The organism is Alkalihalobacillus sp. BA299, assembly GCF_017745675.1.
Taxonomy (GTDB): Bacteria; Bacillota; Bacilli; order Bacillales; family Bacillaceae_F; genus Alkalihalobacterium.
Map to the genome: position 1 here is coordinate 251,950 of NZ_JAFLJM010000001.1, position 19,118 is coordinate 271,067.

General features: G+C 37.2%; 23 protein-coding genes and 1 pseudogene. 16 read left to right on the forward strand and 8 right to left on the reverse strand.

Annotation, left to right across the window (positions count from 1 at the left end):
• Positions 1–95 precede the first annotated feature (95 nt).
• Positions 96–1,103 carry a hypothetical protein gene (locus J0N78_RS01180; RefSeq protein WP_209121170.1) on the forward strand — a complete coding sequence of 336 codons (1,008 nt, stop codon included), beginning with the start codon at positions 96–98 and terminating at the stop codon, positions 1,101–1,103.
• A 343-nt stretch (positions 1,104–1,446) separates the two neighbouring features.
• Here J0N78_RS01180 and J0N78_RS01185 read toward each other — a convergent pair whose 3' ends face one another.
• The 5 genes from J0N78_RS01185 to J0N78_RS01205 form a co-directional block, all read right to left on the reverse strand.
• Positions 1,447–1,599, reverse strand: coding sequence for a hypothetical protein (locus J0N78_RS01185; protein WP_209121171.1), 153 nt, complete (start codon positions 1,597–1,599; stop codon positions 1,447–1,449).
• A gap of 1 nt (position 1,600) precedes the next feature.
• The gene (locus tag J0N78_RS01190; RefSeq protein ID WP_209121172.1) at positions 1,601–2,455 is read right to left on the reverse strand and encodes a hypothetical protein; all 855 of its coding nucleotides are present in this window, start codon (positions 2,453–2,455) and stop codon (positions 1,601–1,603) included.
• Between the two features lie 354 nt (positions 2,456–2,809).
• Positions 2,810–3,055: a competence protein ComK gene (locus J0N78_RS25615; RefSeq protein WP_209121173.1), complete on the reverse strand. Its 246-nt coding sequence runs from the start codon at positions 3,053–3,055 to the stop codon at positions 2,810–2,812.
• Complete coding sequence (locus J0N78_RS26055; protein ID WP_209121174.1) at positions 3,052–3,288, reverse strand: competence protein ComK; 237 nt, start codon at positions 3,286–3,288, stop codon at positions 3,052–3,054. The genes J0N78_RS25615 and J0N78_RS26055 overlap by 4 nt, the downstream gene beginning before the upstream one ends.
• Before the next feature lie 107 nt (positions 3,289–3,395).
• A complete protein-coding gene (locus J0N78_RS01205) occupies positions 3,396–3,638 on the reverse strand; it encodes a helix-turn-helix domain-containing protein (RefSeq protein ID WP_209121397.1) in 243 nt (80 codons plus the stop codon).
• 488 nt (positions 3,639–4,126) lie between these two features.
• Here J0N78_RS01205 and J0N78_RS01210 point away from each other — a divergent pair, with 488 nt between their 5' ends.
• The 7 genes and pseudogenes from J0N78_RS01210 (at position 4,127) to J0N78_RS01240 (ending at position 9,565) form a co-directional block, all read left to right on the forward strand.
• A complete protein-coding gene (locus J0N78_RS01210) occupies positions 4,127–4,276 on the forward strand; it encodes a putative holin-like toxin (RefSeq protein ID WP_209121415.1) in 150 nt (49 codons plus the stop codon).
• 1,315 nt (positions 4,277–5,591) lie between these two features.
• Positions 5,592–5,819, forward strand: a pseudogene (locus J0N78_RS01215) (DNA translocase FtsK); the annotation flags it as partial.
• A gap of 482 nt (positions 5,820–6,301) precedes the next feature.
• A complete protein-coding gene (locus tag J0N78_RS01220) occupies positions 6,302–7,441 on the forward strand; it encodes an alkene reductase (protein ID WP_209121175.1) in 1,140 nt (379 codons plus the stop codon).
• A gap of 306 nt (positions 7,442–7,747) precedes the next feature.
• Positions 7,748–7,936, forward strand: a complete 189-nt coding sequence (locus J0N78_RS01225) for a hypothetical protein (protein WP_209121176.1) — start codon at positions 7,748–7,750, stop codon at positions 7,934–7,936.
• 53 nt (positions 7,937–7,989) lie between these two features.
• Complete coding sequence (locus J0N78_RS01230; RefSeq protein WP_209121177.1) at positions 7,990–8,346, forward strand: AMP-binding enzyme; 357 nt, start codon at positions 7,990–7,992, stop codon at positions 8,344–8,346.
• Positions 8,347–9,056: 710 nt separating this feature from the next.
• Positions 9,057–9,206, forward strand: coding sequence for a hypothetical protein (locus tag J0N78_RS01235; RefSeq protein WP_209121178.1), 150 nt, complete (start codon positions 9,057–9,059; stop codon positions 9,204–9,206).
• A gap of 215 nt (positions 9,207–9,421) precedes the next feature.
• A complete protein-coding gene (locus J0N78_RS01240; protein ID WP_209121179.1) occupies positions 9,422–9,565 on the forward strand; it encodes a hypothetical protein in 144 nt (47 codons plus the stop codon).
• 239 nt (positions 9,566–9,804) lie between these two features.
• On the opposite strand, the gene J0N78_RS01245 is transcribed toward J0N78_RS01240, so the two are convergent.
• Positions 9,805–11,064 carry an MFS transporter gene (locus J0N78_RS01245; protein WP_209121180.1) on the reverse strand — a complete coding sequence of 420 codons (1,260 nt, stop codon included), beginning with the start codon at positions 11,062–11,064 and terminating at the stop codon, positions 9,805–9,807.
• 372 nt (positions 11,065–11,436) lie between these two features.
• Here J0N78_RS01245 and J0N78_RS01250 point away from each other — a divergent pair, with 372 nt between their 5' ends.
• The 5 genes from J0N78_RS01250 to J0N78_RS01265 are packed head-to-tail and all read left to right on the forward strand — an operon-like array spanning position 11,437 to position 14,302.
• On the forward strand, positions 11,437–11,688 hold the full coding sequence (locus J0N78_RS01250; protein WP_209121181.1) for a hypothetical protein: 252 nt from the start codon (positions 11,437–11,439) through the stop codon (positions 11,686–11,688).
• A complete protein-coding gene (locus tag J0N78_RS01255) occupies positions 11,645–12,487 on the forward strand; it encodes a helix-turn-helix domain-containing protein (protein WP_209121182.1) in 843 nt (280 codons plus the stop codon). The genes J0N78_RS01250 and J0N78_RS01255 overlap by 44 nt, the downstream gene beginning before the upstream one ends.
• A 58-nt stretch (positions 12,488–12,545) precedes the next feature.
• Positions 12,546–12,887: a hypothetical protein gene (locus J0N78_RS25620; RefSeq protein ID WP_247747047.1), complete on the forward strand. Its 342-nt coding sequence runs from the start codon at positions 12,546–12,548 to the stop codon at positions 12,885–12,887.
• 38 nt (positions 12,888–12,925) lie between these two features.
• A complete protein-coding gene (locus J0N78_RS01260; RefSeq protein ID WP_247747075.1) occupies positions 12,926–13,942 on the forward strand; it encodes a M20/M25/M40 family metallo-hydrolase in 1,017 nt (338 codons plus the stop codon).
• A 33-nt stretch (positions 13,943–13,975) separates the two neighbouring features.
• Positions 13,976–14,302 (forward strand): hypothetical protein, encoded by a 327-nt coding sequence (locus J0N78_RS01265; RefSeq protein WP_209121183.1) that lies wholly within the window; start codon positions 13,976–13,978, stop codon positions 14,300–14,302.
• 91 nt (positions 14,303–14,393) lie between these two features.
• Here the strand turns inward: J0N78_RS01265 and J0N78_RS01270 are convergent, their stop codons facing one another.
• Positions 14,394–15,260: an RpnC/YadD family protein gene (locus tag J0N78_RS01270; protein WP_209121184.1), complete on the reverse strand. Its 867-nt coding sequence runs from the start codon at positions 15,258–15,260 to the stop codon at positions 14,394–14,396.
• Between the two features lie 798 nt (positions 15,261–16,058).
• Positions 16,059–16,349 (reverse strand): helix-turn-helix domain-containing protein, encoded by a 291-nt coding sequence (locus J0N78_RS01275; RefSeq protein ID WP_209121185.1) that lies wholly within the window; start codon positions 16,347–16,349, stop codon positions 16,059–16,061.
• Positions 16,350–16,478: 129 nt separating this feature from the next.
• On the opposite strand from J0N78_RS01275, the gene J0N78_RS01280 reads away from it, so the two are divergent.
• The 3 genes from J0N78_RS01280 to dctP all read left to right on the forward strand — a co-directional run bounded on the left by J0N78_RS01280 (position 16,479) and on the right by dctP (position 19,092).
• Complete coding sequence (locus J0N78_RS01280) at positions 16,479–16,703, forward strand: hypothetical protein (RefSeq protein ID WP_209121186.1); 225 nt, start codon at positions 16,479–16,481, stop codon at positions 16,701–16,703.
• 227 nt (positions 16,704–16,930) lie between these two features.
• Positions 16,931–17,116, forward strand: coding sequence for a hypothetical protein (locus J0N78_RS01285; RefSeq protein ID WP_209121187.1), 186 nt, complete (start codon positions 16,931–16,933; stop codon positions 17,114–17,116).
• Positions 17,117–17,925: 809 nt separating this feature from the next.
• Positions 17,926–19,092 carry a TRAP transporter substrate-binding protein DctP gene (gene dctP, locus J0N78_RS01290; RefSeq protein WP_209121188.1) on the forward strand — a complete coding sequence of 389 codons (1,167 nt, stop codon included), beginning with the start codon at positions 17,926–17,928 and terminating at the stop codon, positions 19,090–19,092.
• The last annotated feature ends 26 nt before the right edge of the window (positions 19,093–19,118 follow it).

Below are 19,118 nucleotides of genomic sequence, written 5' to 3' on the forward strand. Positions count from 1 at the left end.
ACATATTGACTATTAGATCACTTTGTTTATCTAAATTAAAATAATTGTTAATATATGGTGGTATAACTAGATTTTTTATGTAATGAGGGGATAATGTGGGTATTTCTGTAAAAACAAGAAAGATGTTGTGGGGAAAAGCAGCAAATCGATGTGCTTTTTCTACTTGTAGACGAGAACTTGTTATGGATGAAACTGAAACAGATGATCCGTCAATAATTGGAGAAGAGTGCCATATTGTTGCAAGAGAGGATGATGGCCCTAGAGGAGATGCGGACTTTCCCAAAGAACAAAGAGATCTATATGGTAATCTACTTCTATTGTGCAATATTCATCATAAAGTTATTGATGACCAAGAAAAAGCTTATTCGGTGGACAAGTTAAAAGAAATTAAAAAGGAACACGAAGAATGGGTAAGAAATTCATTAGATATTGATGAAATAAGAATAAAACATGAATTAATTTACTCATCTTATATCGATGAATGGGTAAAAAGAGCTGATTTGGATAATTGGGAAGCATGGACCTCTTGGTTACTTGGTTCAGGTCAACCTGGTATTGGAAAGCAAAAATTGAAAGAACTAGATGAATTAAAGCACTGGATATTTACAAGGGTTTTGCCAAATACACTTATTGAGCTGGAGAATGCTTTTGAGAATTTCAGAAGAGTCCTTTCAGATCTTATTAATACCTTTAGTCTTCATGCAATTGAGAGAGGTGAAGGACTAGAAACTGAAAAGTTTTATAGGTTAGACAGATGGGATCCTGAATTGAATAGTAAATTGCATAAGGAATATATGTTTCATGTAGATTTAATTATGGACCTAACTGTAGAATTGACGCGCGCTGGTAATTATGTCTGTGATCAAGTAAGGCGATATATTCTATCAGATTTTCGACTGAAGGATGGGTTGCTAGTTGTTACCAGTGGGCCGTATATGGATTTGTCATTTAGGACGCATAAAGTAAGATATATTGGTGATCAAAGAACCGGTATTCCATATACAAATCTTAATCAATTTAAAACAGAAAGACAAAGCAGAGATTTTTGCTTTGGTGTAGGAATAGATGTTAATGAAGCAATCAAGATGGGGGTAGAGTACTAAAATTTAATAAATTCCGCTATAAATTTTTTGGGTAAAACGTTCTAAGTGATTAGAGATGATTTTTTTGTAAGGTAAACACTCCTACACCATCCTATCTGCGACTAATACTCAAGCCATTTGGAGTGCGGAAACAAAAGGGCAGGTGAAATCTTTTACCTGAATTACAAATCCAAATCATTCTACACAAATTTTACACAGCAAATGTGAAGAACATTATAATATCAATGATTAAGAGGCTATTTCGCCCCCCGACCACCAGTATCGATATTATCTCAGAGTGCCTTATTCTTTACAGGCACTCTGAATTCTAAAGTTATACCAAATTATAAGGGTATATAAAACATCAATAGCGGCGGTTCTTTCTTCGTTTTACGTCACCGATAAACACGTTTTGGTATTTGCTTATATCAATAGACTGTTCCCTTTTATTAAATGACAACTTGAGAAATGCTTGAAAGAAAATGTGCTCATCTCCAATACACAACTCTAAAAACACACTATCCCTCCAACCAACGCCCCCACGGATCTTTCTCAGCAACCACCTTCCTCTTCTCTACAGTAAGCAAATTCGCCACGGTCCCGTAAAAATAAGGCATAAAGCTAGACTTGATCCGCTTTTGCTTATACCGAAAAACAGTTTGTTTAAAGGCATGGACAATGGTTGGCAGCAATGCATCGATTGAAGTGTCTTTAGCGAATTTGGCTGATCGATAGGCGATTTGTGCTCTGTTCCATAGACCACAAATTTCCGTCGCTCGGTTAAAAAATGGTTTGACGACTTTGATGAATGGTGTTGGAACATAATCAGGAACGAAAGAATGGTCCAATTTGTTCATGTCGATTTGATCGATCTTTTTGACCTCTTCTTGACGAAGATCTTTATCTTTTAATGTTTTTGTTTCAACAATATGAGTTTCCGGTTGTTTTTTGTGCTCATCAGGCTTTGGTAGTTGCGGCTTTTTGCTGTTTTTGCGCTCTGGCAATTTTTCGTTGTTGGGCGTGTCAAAGCGGTTAAAAATATAAACACTGTGCGCGTAGCCTCCTGTTTCTCTTACTGTGTGAATAATAGAAATGATCCCAAATGACTTCGCTTTTCTAAGCATTCGTTCAAACGTGGACCGAGAAATGCCACCTTTTGTGTCTTGGCAGGCTTGTACTAATTTACAAATGCGTGCGTTACAAACACCGAGTACTTTCACGCTAAAACGAGTGAGTACATCAAACGCGATTCGTTCGCCTTTTGTAAAGTGATGTCCGTGGATTTCTAGTGCTTTTTTATTGGAAACGTTAAATTCCTCTAAATTCGAAAACTGACTATATTGCTTGTATTGTTCAATTCTACCTGACTTCATTTTAAAATCTCCCTAATTGTATCGTTCCTTCAAAATGTATATAGAGAGATCGAGGGGAAAACGGTGGGTGAATTTGAATATTTTTTGTTAAGATGGAACCTTTTCGCCAGTGTGGGTCCTTTTTCGTCAAGTGGTGTTTGTATTGCTTTGTAATAAGCTTCTTTGTTTCGTTCATTTGTTTGATAGGATGAAAATGATTGTAGTGGGTGATTGAATAAGTGTGGCTGGATTTCAAGGGGATGCCTCCTAAGGTTTGTTGGTTGGTAATAAGTAGTTAGTGGTTAGTTGTTAGATTGGTAGTTTATATAGGTGTTAAGGATGAGGTGGTTTGGACCTGGTGTTTTAGGGGGTGCTCTAGTTGTGGGTTAGGTAGGGTGTGAAGCGGGTGATGCAGTAGGATGTGCGTTGCAGCTGTCGTTCCATCGTATGGTAGGACACTTGCGGCAGCAGTTCTTTTTCGTCTTTGAAGATGATGTATGTATGAGTTGGGATATCGGGATAACGTTTGATTGCTTGAATGTGATGATAGAAGAGCCAGTGGCATTCATGAAGTTTCGGAGAGTGAGTCGGGAAGGCGTAGACTTGCTCGTGTGGGATCACAGGGATCGGAGCTTTTGTTGTGATCCCCGTTTTATAGTAACCGCAGCTCTCCTGCCATCCAAATCGGCACCGCCTTCTAAGCAGGCTTCTTTAATGAGCTGCAGCGGTGTCTTTTTTACGTAAAAGCGGTGGTTTTGTTCCCATATGATTGTTTGATAGTCAGTATGATAGGCAGGGAGGAGGGCAGACGTGTCTCGATTAATGTCATTGTGGGGAAGAATGATTTCATTCATTTGGTGGGCTCCTTTTTATGGAGGTTTTTTTCGTGGTATGTTGAACACTCGTGTGATGAATTATATAATTTGAAGATGTTAAATAGGTTGGTCAGAAGAATGGTGTCCTACTGCTCATCGGTTTGTACATCCCGAATAAATTGTTGCACTTCTTCATAGGCATCTGTTAGTAAATCTACTAAATTTAGATTAAGTACAGTGGCAATTTTCATAATTGTAAATTGGGATGGCATCACTTTGCCTCTTTCAATATCGCTATAATGGGAACGGTTGATGAGTGCATCGTGTGCCACATCATCACTGTTCAGGCCAAGATACTTTCGTCTAGCAGCAATCTTTCGTGCGACAATTTTTGAACTTTCTTGTAGGCTTTTTCTTCTGGACTCTCAAACTCTTTCAACATATTTACTCCTTTTTAATAACTATAATCAGTTATTAAAAAGACATTTACGACCGGCTACAGACGATATAATTACATATAATGTAAATTTGTTATATTTTTTTTTTGAGTTTCTGCCACAACAATATCACCGTTTCTAAGTACTAGAGAAAATGGTAGAAGGTCCTCATGGGAAGTGGAGCTTTTACCTACTATTCTGGTTCAATAAATTGGTTTTGGCGACGTACGATCGGTATCATAATAGAAAAAATTTTTGCTGAAAAATAAATTAGACAGGGGATCTAGCCTTGTCTTAAGGATAAAGACAAATGGTAAAAGTAAACTCTTGATTAAGAACAGAATACTAGGAAGGGGATCGTATGTTTGCTATAATAGGTATAGCAACTACATAAAGCGGAAGGCGATTGACACTCCCTATAAAGAAAGGGGGTGTTAAGTTTGGTGACTTACGAAACAATGAATGTAATGTTTCAATTTAGAACATTCATCGTTACTCTATTTTTAGCTGTTGTAGCGATGATTGCACTTGTCGCCAATAAAGTGAAACTTCATTCGGTGGTGGGGCTTTTCCCACTGAAAGTTAGTTGAACCAATCGGGTTGTTACTGAGGCCCACACGATGTGGATCACACAGACGTTGCCACAGGACGTGGCGATTTTATTCTGTGTTTATCCTCTCCCACTTTTCTCAACGTTTTGAAGTGGGGGGAGCGCCTGTTAAACGGGATAAAAAGAAGAAGTAACCGCCTCCGCTTTGCCCAGTGGATAGGGTGGTTACTTCTTCTTCGTCCATCTAATGTTCATAGGTAAGCCGCTTTTCTTGCGGCATGTTGGTGCTAATCGACTGAGCGTTCGCAGCGCTCGGTAAAGAATTCGAGTGGTTACTGGAACTATGCCAATACTAGAAAAATGTGCCTGCACCCGCGACGAATTAGGGGGACAACCACGTTACTTTATTTAATCTTCAGGAAGCATGGGGACGGTTCTCATGCCTCTTTTGTTCCGCGAAACGAAGAAAGCACATGAACCGTCCCTCTATACCTATATGAGATATTCCTTACCAAACTAGTAATTATATTCAAAGATAAACAAAAAGAAGGAACTTAAATAAATCAACATTTCTAACGAAGAACCTCTTCTCCCCTTTTTATGGGTTCTAACAAGAGGGAGGTGGACATACAATATATTTAAAAAATCTGAGGTGACTCGAAATGAATAGAAAAGTTGCTGCATTAATTATCTATAAAAATCAAGAAATCCAATTAAAAGAGATTAGTTTACATTACAATAATGTATCCTCTATTCTTGAGGTAGAGGAGGATGAAGTGCTAAGATGTGAATTATCGGATTATTACATATTCATGCCTAGTTACATTAATGTAAGTTATTGTATCAAAAATAAAAGATTTTATTCTACTATTATCTTGGTAAAAAGAGAAGAGGATAGGGGTTATAGAAATAACAACGTTCCAGTTCCATTTTTAGAAAGAAGAGATGATAGAAGTGTATCATTTAATTTAAAAGAGGCTAAAAAAGCATTAAAAACTTTTGGATTTAATCCTGAGTTCGTTGATGAAAGGAATTTTCATGGAAACAATATTGAGATTGCGAGAGAATACTTATATCACATTTTACAATCAAATAAAATAAGCCTTGAATCAAAAGGATTTTTGTCTTTACTTGTTTTGCATAACTTTTGTCTTTCAAGAGAAGAGATAAACCGGTTTATAAAAGAAAATGACGAACAAATTCAGAGGAAATATGATGAATTGTTTGAAATATGTTTATTTGAACAAAAAGGAAAAGAAATAATATTTAATAGAAGTTTTTTTGTTAACATTGAAACAGAATCAGAAGGAGATAACAAAGTAAATAAGGAAGACGAATCTTTATTAAGTTCTATCAAAGATAAACAGGATAACAAAGTAGAGTTAGACCAATTATATGACCAAGCAAAAGAATTAGTAGTTGAAATGCAAGTAGCTTCTGTATCTATGCTGCAACGAAGATTTAGAATTGGGTACACCAGAGCTGCACGTCTAATTGATTCTTTAGAAGAAAATGGAGTTATTGGCCCGTACGAAGGCTCAAAACCAAGAGAAGTCTCGGTTAAAAACGAAGTTAAAAGTTGACATAAGCGGTGTCATTTTTACGTAAAAACGTTGTCCATTTTCCCAGGATTCGGGGTCTGACCCCCACTAGAGTAAAGTATTACCGCAGCGGGGGACAGGCCCCGCTTTCTTCCCGCTTTCCGCTTTCCATGACTGATCCTTTAACTTAGCTCTTCGAAAATATAAAACGTATACTACGACAGCAGCAAGGATGACAAAGGAAAAAGAAAAATAAATATTTCTATATATTATTTCGGAAGGTAAACTTTCAAATCGTACCATTATTAGAACGCGTAGTAAAGAATATTATGACTATTCGTTCAAAAATAGAGTTACAATTCAATAGGAGCACCCTTTAAAAGTTATATATATAGATTTCTAAAGGAATTTAGAGTATCACTTACATAATGTTATATTATTGACAAAAAAATTAGAAAAGAAGTATGATTATTCTAAATTTAGTGACGAATTAAAATACAATCAAAAGTGGGGAGAGAATTCATATGAGTCAAGATGACAAAGGAAAAAGTAAAACTGTGGCTTGGACAAGACTACCAACGGACACTAGGAATTGGACAAATTTGGAGAATATTTTAGATAGTAAGCTATTTGAGCCCGTAAAGATAGGAGCTTGGAAGCTTAAAACCCGTACAGCAATGGCTCCGATGACTCGGTGTTTTGCCGATGACGAAACGGGTGTAGTCGGGGGCGATGTAGTAGAATATTATCGAAAACGAGCTGCGGATGGTATCGGGTTAATTATTACAGAAGGAATTGTCGTCAGCCCTCGTGGCAAAGGAAATCCAAGAATTCCTGGATTATATACTCAAGAACAAATCGAAGGCTGGAAACATGTAACAGATGCTGTACATAAGGAAGGTGGGACGATTATTGCTCAGATCTGGCATGTAGGGCGTTTAAGCCACCATGAACTTGCTGGAAACGTACCACCTCAAGCACCGTCAGCTATCCGAGCTGAAGGAAATATTCCACGGTTTCGTAAGCCATATGATACACCGGAAGAGATGACAATCGATGATATTCAGGAGGTAGTTGGTCAATATGCCCAAGCAGCAAAAAATGCAATAAAAGCAGGATTTGATGGCGTTGAAATTCATGGGGCGCACGGATATTTAATCGATCAATTCTGTTCAGATGTAACTAACAAACGCACGGATCGATATGGAGGAGACCTTCCAGAAAGATTGACTTTTATGAAAGAAGTTACAAAAGCTGTTATCGATGCAATCGGACCGGACAGAACGTTAATTCGCTTCTCCGCTCATAAAGTTGATAATACGGCTTATAAGTGGGAAGATCCAGAGTTAGCAATTCGCACGTTTATTGCAGCATTCCGTGAAGTGGGTGCGACGATGATTCATCCTTCCACAATGGAGTTTACGAATGTGCTTGCTGATGGAAAAACGATGCATCAATTCGTTCGAAAATATTGGGATGGTGTGATTATAGGAGTGGGAAACCTTGAACCTGAAACTGCTGCAAAAACATTAATTGAAGGAACCATAGATGTAGCAGCTTTCGGACGTCCACTAATTCCTAATCCTGACTTTCTCACTCGTTTGAAAAATGGTGAGGAACTAGAAGAGTATGAAGCAAGAAAGCACTTGCCAGTTTTGGTATAAATCATAGATCCATTGAAGCACGGGGAAAATTCTCTTGCTTCTTTAGTTTTGCTAAGTGAAGGAAGCACAAGAAATGTCCCTGTGGCTTTATCAGTGGGCAATTCTATGGCTTCCTTTTTAAGGCAGGAGAGATAAAAGAAGGCAATACCTCGTTCCATTGTACGTCTTATTAAAATAACGTGGTGGTTACAAACCTCTTACTTGTATTAACGGAGCAATAAGAGTATAAGAAGGCGGTTAATTCTTTGAAGGAAAAATAGTGCTTGTCCACTAAATATCTATTATAATAACGGTAGAGGTGATAATATGGATAAGCAAATTCTTGATTTACTTACAGGTGTTAGTAAAGAAATAAAAAGTATGAAATCAGATATTTATGATTTAAAATCAGAAATGCATAATCGATTCGATACTATTGAAGCAAAGCTCGAAGGTGTTGGAGGCCAGTTTGAATTAACAAATGAATCAAGAATTACTGACATAGTTATGCATTAGCTAAAATCGGAGCAATTATTTGCCCGATAAATTATTGGTATAGAAGTAATGAAGTGTCTTATATCGTCGAAAATTCAGAGGCAACCGCCATGATCCGTGGTGGAGAAAATATATATCCAGCTGAAATTGAAGCATTATTATATATCCATCCTAAAATACAAGAAACAGCAGTCATTGGAATACCAGATCCGGATTTTGAGGAAAAAGTACTTGCTATCATTAAATTAGTAGATGGAGAAAGTTTAACCGAACAGGAAGTCAAATCTTTTGTACGAAAAAATTTAGCTGGTTTTAAAACGCCAAAAGAAGTTGAATTTATCGATGAATTTCCAAAAACAGCCTTTGGAAAAATAGCTAAAGGTGAATTAAGGAAGAAATATGATTCTGTCTTCGAAAGAAATAAGAGCTAGTTTTTTGCTGATGTGAGATATTTACGTTATCGTTGAGTAAACAACGCTATGATCATTGACACAAAAGACTAGTTAGCAAGAATAAATAGTCTAATAAACTAGAGGGAACTTTTATTCCCTGTTAAGGATGCCCCTTGTTTTGCAAGGGGTTCTTTGTGTTTCAATAATGTCACTGTGACTACCCGAGTATTGTCTAAAAATTGAATTTTAAAGACTAATCAAAAAGTAAAAAGTTGGAAAATGCATATGTACTCCGGAGGAAGCGAGAGGACGGTGCTCTTGCTTTTCTATTTAGTATAAGGATTAATGAAGTTGTTATACATTTTTTACCTCGATTAAATTGATGATCTCGCCATAAACTATTTTTAGTCAAAAAATGAAGGAGGAAAGATAATGAGAAAAAGAAGTGGACAAAAAAATGCTGCACTTACTAATAACAATACACCAACTTAGGAAGATGATAATATTGACCATTTAGAAAAAATAAATTGAAAGTAAAAAGAGCACATAGATAGAAATGGTGTTGATACTGAACTAATTTTTGATACTAAGTAAAAAAAGATTATTTTGTAAAAATAGATTCTCATGAAATATTTTTTTTATTAAACAAATGGGTACTTAAAGGTTTTTTTGCGCCCCCACTTGAGTTAATACGTTAACGAGGTGGGGGGACAGAAACCGTAATACAAATCGAAATGTAGGAGAAAAATATGGACAAAAATAAAGAGATAACACCAAATGTTTCAGGAAGTTTTCAAATTATTGAAGATATCCGAAAAGAAGATATTGAGGAATTGAGAAAAGAAAACAAATTAGATGAAGAAACGGAATACTATGCACGAATATTTATGGAAGATTAGTATTTTTAAAATTAACAGGTTTCTTCGTTTCAAACTAAAATGACCATTTCTTAAAGAACCACAATTTAATTAAAATCAGTAATGCATACACAATTTAAATATAAAACACTACAAAATAATTCGCTGCTTTACATCTTCCTTTCGTATAGATAAAGGGACTCGAAATGGACAAGATTATAAAATGATAAAAGTGGGGATTAAATGGAGGTATGTTAATGATAAAGAAATTAACGAAAGAGCAGCAGGAAAAAATTAAAGCGTTAGAAGAGGAATTAGGAGTTGAGCTTTTTCCATATGCCCCTTATGAAAAAAATGATGCAGGTGAGTATTATAAATTGTTAGAAGATGATAGGCTTTAATTTATAAATTGATTTTATCCCGTTTATAAATGCAACCTTGCAGCTAAGGTAAGTATAATGAAGCCACTTGTAAAAAAGAAGGAAATCAATTGGTTGGGAGGAAGCTGGTGTCAAAGTAAAGAATAAGATAGGAGGAAAGATGTTTGCAAAGTGACTTCGTAAACATCTTTCTAAAAGATCAACTTTTTCCGTCTCATCCAATTTCTTATAAGAGCATTACCCTGATATATGGGTTTTATTTAATTCAACTTGTATGCCCCTTCTTGACTTTCACCTTTGCTCGCTTTGTCTATTTTGCTTCTATATAAAGCGCCAATCAGAGCTAAAGAAACTAAGAGGGAGGATGAAATTATAAATGCTGGGATAACACCAATAATAGTGGAGAGCCAGCCGCCTAATAAAGGTCCAATAATGGTTGCTGTTGTTGCAACACTATTAATAACTCCAAAAACCCTTCCTGTCAAATGAACAGGTGTGTTGATTTGAACGGATGAGTGAAAGGGTACAGACACTAAGCTATACGAAAACCCTGCTAAAAAACCAAATAAAGGCATCCATATAATCGAAAAACCTACATCATAATTTGTAAATGCAACCATGCTCCCAAAGCTAAGGCCTAATCCTAAAATACCTATAAGCATAATAGGGTAGGTGTCATAATCTGTTTTCTTAGCCAAAAGGAGGCCTGCTGAAAACATTCCAACACCTGATAGGGTAAGTAAATAACCAAATAAGTCAGGAGATGCTGACGTGAGCTCTCTAATTAATACAATAAGTTGAGAGTCAGCAAGTTGGATCAGTAATAGACCGATTCCAAAATATAACATTCCGACTAATAAAAATGTATTGGTTTTAATAAAAGAAAATCCAATGGTAAATTCAGTTTTAAATGAATTTTTCTTTTTTGAGATTTGTGAGGTTGGGTTTATTGCCTGAACCGTTTTCGGTAAAAATAAGATGATTAGACCAGCTACGAAAAAAGTTGCAGAGTCGATATAAAATACTAGCTTAGGACCAAACGATGCAACTAAAACTCCGCTTAGTAAAGGACCGATTACTTTTGTACTTGAATCTATCATTGAAGATATAGACATAGCACTCTTCATATAATCATCAGAAACTAATTCCTTTAGCTTCCCATTTTTAGCGGGAATAAATAGCGCAGAAAATATTCCAACCGTAAATAAACAAAGATAAACAACCCACACAGTATCAGCTACAGTTAAAATAAGAATGAGTCCTGCGCGAATAAGGTCAGATGTTACCATTAATGCCTTTCTATTAAAACGATCTGCGACTACCCCTGCAACAGGTCCGAACAGTGCCATTGGAACAGCTAGACATAGAAATATAAATGAAACTTCTAGCGGTGAAGCATTCCACTTTAAGCCCACAAGTGTAATAATTGCAACTATGCTTAACCAATCACCAATACCTGATATCACCTGTGCAACGATTAGTGTTAAAAACCCTTTGTTTTTCTTTAAACCTTTTGTCAATGTTACACACTCTCTCTATCACAATTGATTTTTTTAATATTATTATAACTTCATTCATCTCCTGTAAAAAGGTTTTATTTAAATTAAACGTCACTGTGACTACCCGAATATTATCGGAAAATATCGAATGAAGGGTAAGGGTATGTTCCTGGATAATATCTAAGGAGCACAGGATTGCGATGAGATACAAGAACCAAGACTCCTTTAAAAAAGAAGCAAAAAAGGTGTTTTGAAATTTTTACGGACTGAGAGGCTCTTATTTCCAATAAATCACGTGGAATTCATAGCTATTTTACTAGAAAACGGTCTCTCAGTCCGTTTCGGTCGTGAAACCCTTGATTCTGTCAGCGGCCAGCTAAGGTATGAAGTAAGGTGCTACAACCAGCAAAGCCAATCGCTTTGGATGATTTAGAAGAAGAGCTTTTATTGGCTAAGGAATCGGAGGAACAGGATGGGACGTTTTCTAAGCTCATCTCAGTTTACGAGGCCTTGTTTAGAAAAATATCGACCGATAGAAATAGTGAATACTCCTTTAGTTTAGAGGGGATTAAAAAGCGGCTCGTTTCGTATTTGGTGAAGTATGGAACATGGAACGTATTTAAAGACGGTTTATCAGAAGGATGACAGGGCTGCTGAAAGCTGTTTAAAAAAAGCGGTACGATATGAACCAAATCTGCCCATTGCCTATTATCGATTAGGGTTTCTTGATTATAAAAAGAAAAGCTATACATCAGCGCTTCGGCATTTTCATGCGGCTATTGAATACCAACAACAGAAAGAAAACGCGGAGTACCGGATGACGGATCAGCAGCTTTATAATTGTCATTTGTATTTGGCGAATTGTGGACTTTTTATTGCGACAAATGCCCAGGAAGACTTAACTAAGCTAGAGCTCAACGTGAATTTGGTCGAAGTACCGAACTATGAGCTCTCACCTTTCTTTGAATTCATCAAGGGGAATGACGAATACTTAGAGCGCCATGCGTATCAAATGGTCACAAGGAGTGGGAGTCAATTTGGTAGCAAGGAGCAATGCGAAAGTGAGCTTTCTGCGAGGAATACGATCATTCTCGATTTTACTGGGCGTGAGCATTTGCTTATTTTTAATGAGCGAGAGTGCCGTTTAACGAAAAATCAAGCTGAATTGCTGCGCTATTTTCTCATCAACAGTAGTGACGAACATCCTGTCACCAAGCATCATGTGTACGATTTGTTTTCAAGATCGGATGATAACGGGGAAATTCCTACAAATACCTTTACGCAAAATGTTATACGGTTAAGAGTGAAGCTGGCCCAAGCGAAGATCGATTTTCCCGTCATTGAAAACAAAACAGGTGTCAATGAAACGGCTTATTTCTACAATTACTTCTTCCCGTTTATGATCATGCATCGTAGTGATGAAACCTTTGTTTTAGACCAATGACAGGTCTGTCATCGGCTCCCTGCGTTAATAGAGCTATCAACGAAAGGGAGATGATACGATGAAAACGTGGAATCAATTATTTGTACGATGTGGATGGGTACTGGTTGAAAAGGAAAGAGATGTGTTTGTGTGTACAAATGAAACAGAGATCAATCTTCAATTTTTATTTCAAAGTCTTGATAAGGCCAACATTCGTTATCATTTTAATCAAAGGATGCTTACGATCTTAAGTCCCGTCATTTCAGAAGAACAGTGGCTTGAAACCGTGGATTATGAACATCGAGGCAGAGGGGAAGGGCTATGGTTTGACTCTAGTAAAGACCAGCCCAAAATTCATGAGCTTGATCCGTTCATCAGTGGGATCGTCCGGCAGCTGAACGACTGGGATATGCTACCTTAGGGTCTTGTGATGGCCACGGACGAAGAGCCGCACATGTGATGGTATCGAAAGAAAAAAAGATAGAAGAGCTCGTAGAATTGTTGCTTGCTTTAGGATGTAAAAGAGTGAATTGGCGAGAACGTCGAAATAGTTATCACCTTTCTCTTCATCTGAAGCGGCATGAACTATTAGACCTTGCTGAAAATATGAGTGTCATAGACGAAAGCTGGTTAGAAAAAGGCTATGAATTTATCAAACAGCAACGTTTTCATCACTTGCTGGAGCAATTACTGAACATTCCAGGAGCAAGTGGCAATGAAGAGCGGATAAGGAAGTTTGTCATCGAGAGACTTACTCCTTACGTCGATCACGTAACGGTCGACCGAGCAGGGAATGTCTTGGCTGAAAAAACATACCGAGGTGGACATGGCCCCGTTATATTATTCAATGCCCATCTAGATACCGTGTATGAAATCGAGTTAGGCCGAAAGATTGTCAAAAACAAAAACACGTGGTCTAGCAGCAAGGGAATACTAGGAGCAGATGACCGCGCGGGAATTGCCGTACTGCTTCATATCGCAGAATCCCTCAGCCAGCCATCTTCTTTTAGCGGAAAAGTAAAATTCATCTTTACAGTTGAGGAAGAATGTGGATTAGTAGGTGCAAGCGAGGTCGATGAGTATTTCCTTTGGGGGACAGATGCGGCCATCGTCGTTGACCGCCGTGGAACTCGGGATATTGTAACTTCATGCGGTGGCTATATGCCGTTTTGTCATCCAAAGTACGGTGCCTTTTTTGAAGAAATAGCTGCGACAGAAGGACTTAACGGCTGGGCCACAACAAAAGGTGGCAGCAGTGATACGAAAATTTGGGCAGAGCATGGTATCCAGAGCGTCAACCTGTCTGCTGGCTACAGAAATGAGCATACAGACGAAGAAATTCTCGATGTCGAGGCGTGTTACGGCACAGCTAAATTGCTAGAAGGGGTTCTGCGAAACGATAAGAGATTAAGAGCGGTTTTAAGAGAAATTAAGCGGGAGCAACTGGCTGATGACCTTCTCAAAACCGCTCTTTAACCAACAAAAATGAAGAATAGGGAGTGTTGCATCTTGAATATCAACGGAATGGCAAGAGCATATATGGCGAAAAGCCATAACAGTGAAGAATTCCTCCTCCATGTAGCCAATGTTATGGAACGCCAACTAAAAGAATGGAACGATACGTATGAAGTGATGGTCATGAAGCTAGCAAGCTATGAGCTGATGGTAAAAGAGAAGGAGCAATACTACCATGTCCACCTTAACGAACAGGAAATCGATACCCTTCAAAAGCGAGATCCTTACGGGCTAGACCGAAAAGTGTGGCGGGAGTTATTGAACCAAGGACTTCCGATTATTCAAGGAACGGGGAACTATACGGGTCTAGTTTTAAGATAGGTGGAATGGGACAGCCCCCTTTAACAATCTCCTAATAGAAGAACGTACCTGTTCCCAGTAATAATTAACATTTGGGGCAGGTAGGTTTATATTAAATCTTTAATTCTTTAATCTCCTTTTCAGATAATCCAGTAATGTCGATAATCTCTTGAATGCAGAAGCCTTTCTGGAGCATACGTCGGGCGATAGCGTTTTTTTCTTCGATTTTCCCTTCCATCTTACCTTTTTCTATTCCTTTTCGCTCCCATGAAGTCATCAGTTCCATAATGTGATTCACCTCATCTTTTGGAATGTGTTTCAGTTGTCCATGCAATTGACTTTCTTCGTCCTTTGATAATTTAAAATAGTTTTCAAAAATGCCTGCGACTAATTGTTGACGAGCAGGGTCTAGTTCAAGGTTAAGTAGCATGCGTAAAAATTGAATTTTTATTATTACTTTTTCCCTTTGATCGTAGCCCATTTTTCCTAATAACGCAAGGGCAACAGGGGTTGGTTGGTGGATAAAATCACGCCAATTTTTATTTTTCAAATGTATTGAAAAGAAGTTAAAAGAGAGTACTTTTTTAAAAGTGAAATGGACATTAAAATAATCATTTTCTTTTCTTGGTTGATCGTAACTAAAAATAGCTATCGGTAAGATCGGGCGGCGGTATTTTTCATAGAGGCGACTAAAATAGAAGAACATGCGGTCGTTGAAGTCACTTTCATAGTAAGATTGGGGTTCGATATGAACAATGATGAGTGCGTCTTGTCCTCTCAGTTTGGTTTCGGCTAAGATGTCTACAGTTCCTTTTCTACCTTTCAGGATATCTGTATACACTTCTTGTTGTAAGAACGTTAGGTGGTCAAAATCAAGATGTTCATACGCTTCAGGGATGAAAGCCAAAATAAATTCTTCAAAAAATGTCGTAATCAGCTCTTTAAACCAGCGGTCATGATCATTTCTTTCTGTTTTCATTTTTTCACCTCACATAAGAATATACGTTCTTATTATAATAGAGGAACACAAGTTTGTATATAATTTCCGATAAAGTTGGATCTGCTTTTGCTTATAACGAAAAACCGTTTGACTGATCGATAAGCGATTTGGACCCGATTCCATAGGCCATAAATTTCCGTCGCTCGGTTAAAAAATGGTTTGACCGCTTTCACGAATCGTAGGGGAACGTAATCTGGTATGAAAGAATGGTCCAATTCGTTCATGTTGATTTAACAAGCTGCATTGTTTCGTTCATTTGATTGACAGAATGAAACTGGTTGAAGTGGATGAATAGATCAGTGTGGCCGGATTTCACAGGGATGCCTCCTTGGGTTAGTTAGTGGTAAGCGGATAATGGTTAGTAGTTAGTTTGTTAGGCGATAGGGGTTATGTATGGGATGGTTAGGACCTGGGTGTTTTGGGTGGTTGCTCTAGTTGTGGGTCAGGTAGGGTGTGCAGCGGGTGATGCAGTGGGATGTGCGTTGCAGCTGTCTTTCTATCGTATGGTAGGACACGTGTAATAGTAGCTCTTCTTTACTGAGCTGCAGCTGTGATTGTTTTACATAATATCGTTGGCTTTGTTCCCATACAATTGTTTGATAGTCAGTGTGATAAGTAGGGAGGAGGGTAGAGTGTCTCGATTAATAATATAATGGGGAAGAATGATTTCGCTCATATGGTTGGCTCCTTTTTGGGGAGGTTTAATTTTGTAAATCTTAGGTGTAGTGGGGGAAGACAATTGTAGTAATGGGTTTACATAGGGGGAGATCGTGTCCTTTATTCATCTGGTGAAAACTGCTTTAAGTAACGTTTTATCATAAGATGGGTACCATTATAAACGTCATTTATATCAAGTTCTAAGGCTATGGCGATTTTTAGGATAATATGATGAGAAGCTGTAACTTCTTCACGCTCAATGCGACCTAAATATGCGCGACTAATGTCTGGCCTGAATGCTAATTCTGCGGTTGATAGTTTCAGTTTGTTTCTTTCGTTAGTTTCTAAGATTTTTTCCGACGATGATGTTGATCTGTTTATCAATTTTATTCTCGTTATTTTTTTCTTCACCCAACGTTCTTGCCCCTTTTTACCTACTATATTCATTCAATAAAAAGGTTTGGCGACGTACGATCGATATCAAAACAGAAATTTAGTTTATATTATAATGATCGACAATAGAGAAAGGGGAGTGAGGGAGTGTCACAACAAGTAAAAGGTACAAAAGAAGAAAAGAAAGTAGCTGAGAGTACAGAACAGCAATCTATAAAAAACGAAGATGAGCAAGCTGAATCATCTGAAAAAGGCGAAGAAGCATCCATATTTGCTGAAGAAAACAATAAGGAGAAAGACTTCGAGAAAGAACAAAAGGCTTTGTCCGTCCTAACCAAAGTAATTGAAAAGGTCGAAGAATATGTAAATTAGCTGACATTGAAAAAACATGCAGCCAATAAACAACACGCTTATCTTATATTGCCAGTGATGATGCCTAAACCCCTCTGGGAATGGATTCAAATGTTGTAAGTCAAACTATGGTATGATGAATTTAAATAACATTTATGGGACTCTACTAACTTATTGTTACTATTTTAAGAATTACAAAGAGTTCAAGGAAAAAATCAAAGATCGTATCTCATAAGGAGGTAGGAATTATGCCAGTTGCAGCAACTGAACTTGAAAAGAAAAGAAGACGCTATTCCTCTAAAAGCTACCTAGAAGAACTTAGAAAAGAAGAAGAGGAAAAAGATAAAAAGAGAGAAGAAGAGATACAAAAGCAATTGAAGCGAGGGGACGGATCTCTTGTTTCTTTCGTTTGGCTAAACAAAAGAAGCGGCTGAACCGTCCCTGTAAACAAAAATCTGAAAATTCATAATTGACAAATTTATATAAAATTTATATGATATGTGTATGAAAAGTTGGACATGTGCTTACAGCGAAAAGGAGGGGATTTAATTCACAAAGATCTTATCGTTTAGAATTTGAGTGGAAATTAAAGAAGAATCATTCTACCGTTGTAGTCAAAGAGCATTATAGTAGTATTACCATACTATTTTAAGGTGGGTGATGCATAACAAAAAAACTTGGTAATTCCTTTATAGAAGTTTATGAAAACGCTAACAAAAATATTGTTAATTAAATTGCTTTTATATGATGATCTTGGTGTTTAATAAAAAACATAGAATAATTTAGGAAAAAATATTGTAATATTTTAAAAAAGTTAAGTGTTTTTTCTAGGGTTTGTCTCCGATAAATTTATTAAAAATTCCGGATATTTTTTTATCATTTAAAATGAAAGGTGATTCATGTATTAAATATCATTTAAATTGAAAAGTGATTCATGTATTAAAAAAGAAACAATATTTAAGTTTATTGCCACTTTTATTTTATAATAAAAAATTACCTTAACCGCAGAGAAATATCTAGTTTAGGTGGGTCAAACGAGGTATAACCTATCCATTTTTTTTATTTAAAATGAAAGGTGATTCATCTATTAAAAAAGGAACAATACTTTGTTTACTATTACTTTTCAATTTACAATAAAAATTTACCTAAAAAGCACGATAATCTGGTTTAGTGGGTCAAACGAGATATTCCTATCAATCTTGAAAAGTTACGACTAACTAATTAATAAAAGGGGGATTCATTAATGCAAAAATTAACGTTGAGGCTTATATTATTTTTAATACTTATGGTAGTTGCCGTTGGCTGTTCAAGCAATTCTAGTGGCGGTCAGCAAACTGATTCTGAAGGTGGAAATAATGAACAACAAAATGAACAACAAACAGAAGAAACGATTACGCTTACAGCTTCCTCAGCTCTTTTTGAAGGTGCGGCACAGTCAAAGGGATTTTTAGCGTGGGCGGATGAACTTGAAAAAAGAACGAATGGAAAAGTCAAATTCGAGCAAATTAACTTTGGTGGTGTTACTCTAGACGCAGCTAGCACCCTTGAAGGATTAAGGGATGGCATTGTAGATGTAGCTTTTATTTCTAATGCTTATAATCCAAGTAAAACACCGCTGTCAAATGCTCTCCAACCAGTATTTATGGATGATTTAGCTACAAGCGCAGCAGCCATACAAACACAGCTATTGGAAACAATGCCTGAAATACAGGAGGAATGGAGACAACATAATGTAGAGCCAGTAGCATGGTTTAACGGCAGTAGTTCTGTATTAATGAGTAATTTTGAATTTGATAAGCTTGAGGATCTTAAAGGAAAAAGGATAAGAGGACTTGGTGAAGCAGACTCCATAGCTATGAAAAATCTTGGAGGTGTCCCAGTGTCAATTTCTTCTTCGGATGCGTATGGAGCACTTGAAAAAGGAACTGTTGACGTGGTACCATTTCCAGCCTACGCTCTAAAATCTAATAAGATGGCCGAGGTTTCAAAACAGGTTACTGACTTCCGTCATAGCGGCATGTATATGTGGTTTGGGATAGCATTTAATGCAGATGTCTTTAACAGCTTGCCTGATGATGTCAAACAGGTTATCGCCGAGATCGACTCGCTCCCTTCTGAAGTTGAGTCTGATGCATACTTTGAAGATGCTATGGCTGGCTTTAAATTAGCTAGAGAGCATAATGTACGTATTGTACAGCTTTCCCCAGAAGAAGCGGCTCGTTGGAAGGAAGCTATTAACCCGCCTTCTGTATGGGAACCTGCAATTAAAGCTGCAGAAGAAGCTGGGTATGAGGATGTTCGAGAAAAAGTTGAGGAAGCAAGAAAAATGCTAGAGGAATATAACGAGAAAAACCCAAGTAAGACACTTGTTGAACAGTTCCTTGAGTTGGAAGAAAAAGGAGAGATCTAATTCTCGCATATTCATAGACTGCTAGC

Coding starts and splice junctions, on each gene's coding strand:
- J0N78_RS01190 (WP_209121172.1), bottom strand. CDS start 2,455: ATGAAGTCAGGTAGAATTGAACAATACAAGCAATATAGTCAGTTTTCG.
- J0N78_RS26055 (WP_209121174.1), bottom strand. CDS start 3,288: ATGAATGAAATCATTCTTCCCCACAATGACATTAATCGAGACACGTCT.
- J0N78_RS01220 (WP_209121175.1), top strand. CDS start 6,302: ATGAGTCAAGATGACAAAGGAAAAAGTAAAACTGTGGCTTGGACAAGA.
- J0N78_RS01225 (WP_209121176.1), top strand. CDS start 7,748: ATGGATAAGCAAATTCTTGATTTACTTACAGGTGTTAGTAAAGAAATA.
- J0N78_RS01235 (WP_209121178.1), top strand. CDS start 9,057: ATGGACAAAAATAAAGAGATAACACCAAATGTTTCAGGAAGTTTTCAA.
- J0N78_RS01240 (WP_209121179.1), top strand. CDS start 9,422: ATGATAAAGAAATTAACGAAAGAGCAGCAGGAAAAAATTAAAGCGTTA.
- J0N78_RS01255 (WP_209121182.1), top strand. CDS start 11,645: ATGGAACATGGAACGTATTTAAAGACGGTTTATCAGAAGGATGACAGG.
- J0N78_RS25620 (WP_247747047.1), top strand. CDS start 12,546: ATGAAAACGTGGAATCAATTATTTGTACGATGTGGATGGGTACTGGTT.
- J0N78_RS01260 (WP_247747075.1), top strand. CDS start 12,926: ATGGTATCGAAAGAAAAAAAGATAGAAGAGCTCGTAGAATTGTTGCTT.
- J0N78_RS01270 (WP_209121184.1), bottom strand. CDS start 15,260: ATGAAAACAGAAAGAAATGATCATGACCGCTGGTTTAAAGAGCTGATT.
- J0N78_RS01285 (WP_209121187.1), top strand. CDS start 16,931: ATGCCAGTTGCAGCAACTGAACTTGAAAAGAAAAGAAGACGCTATTCC.
- dctP (WP_209121188.1), top strand. CDS start 17,926: ATGCAAAAATTAACGTTGAGGCTTATATTATTTTTAATACTTATGGTA.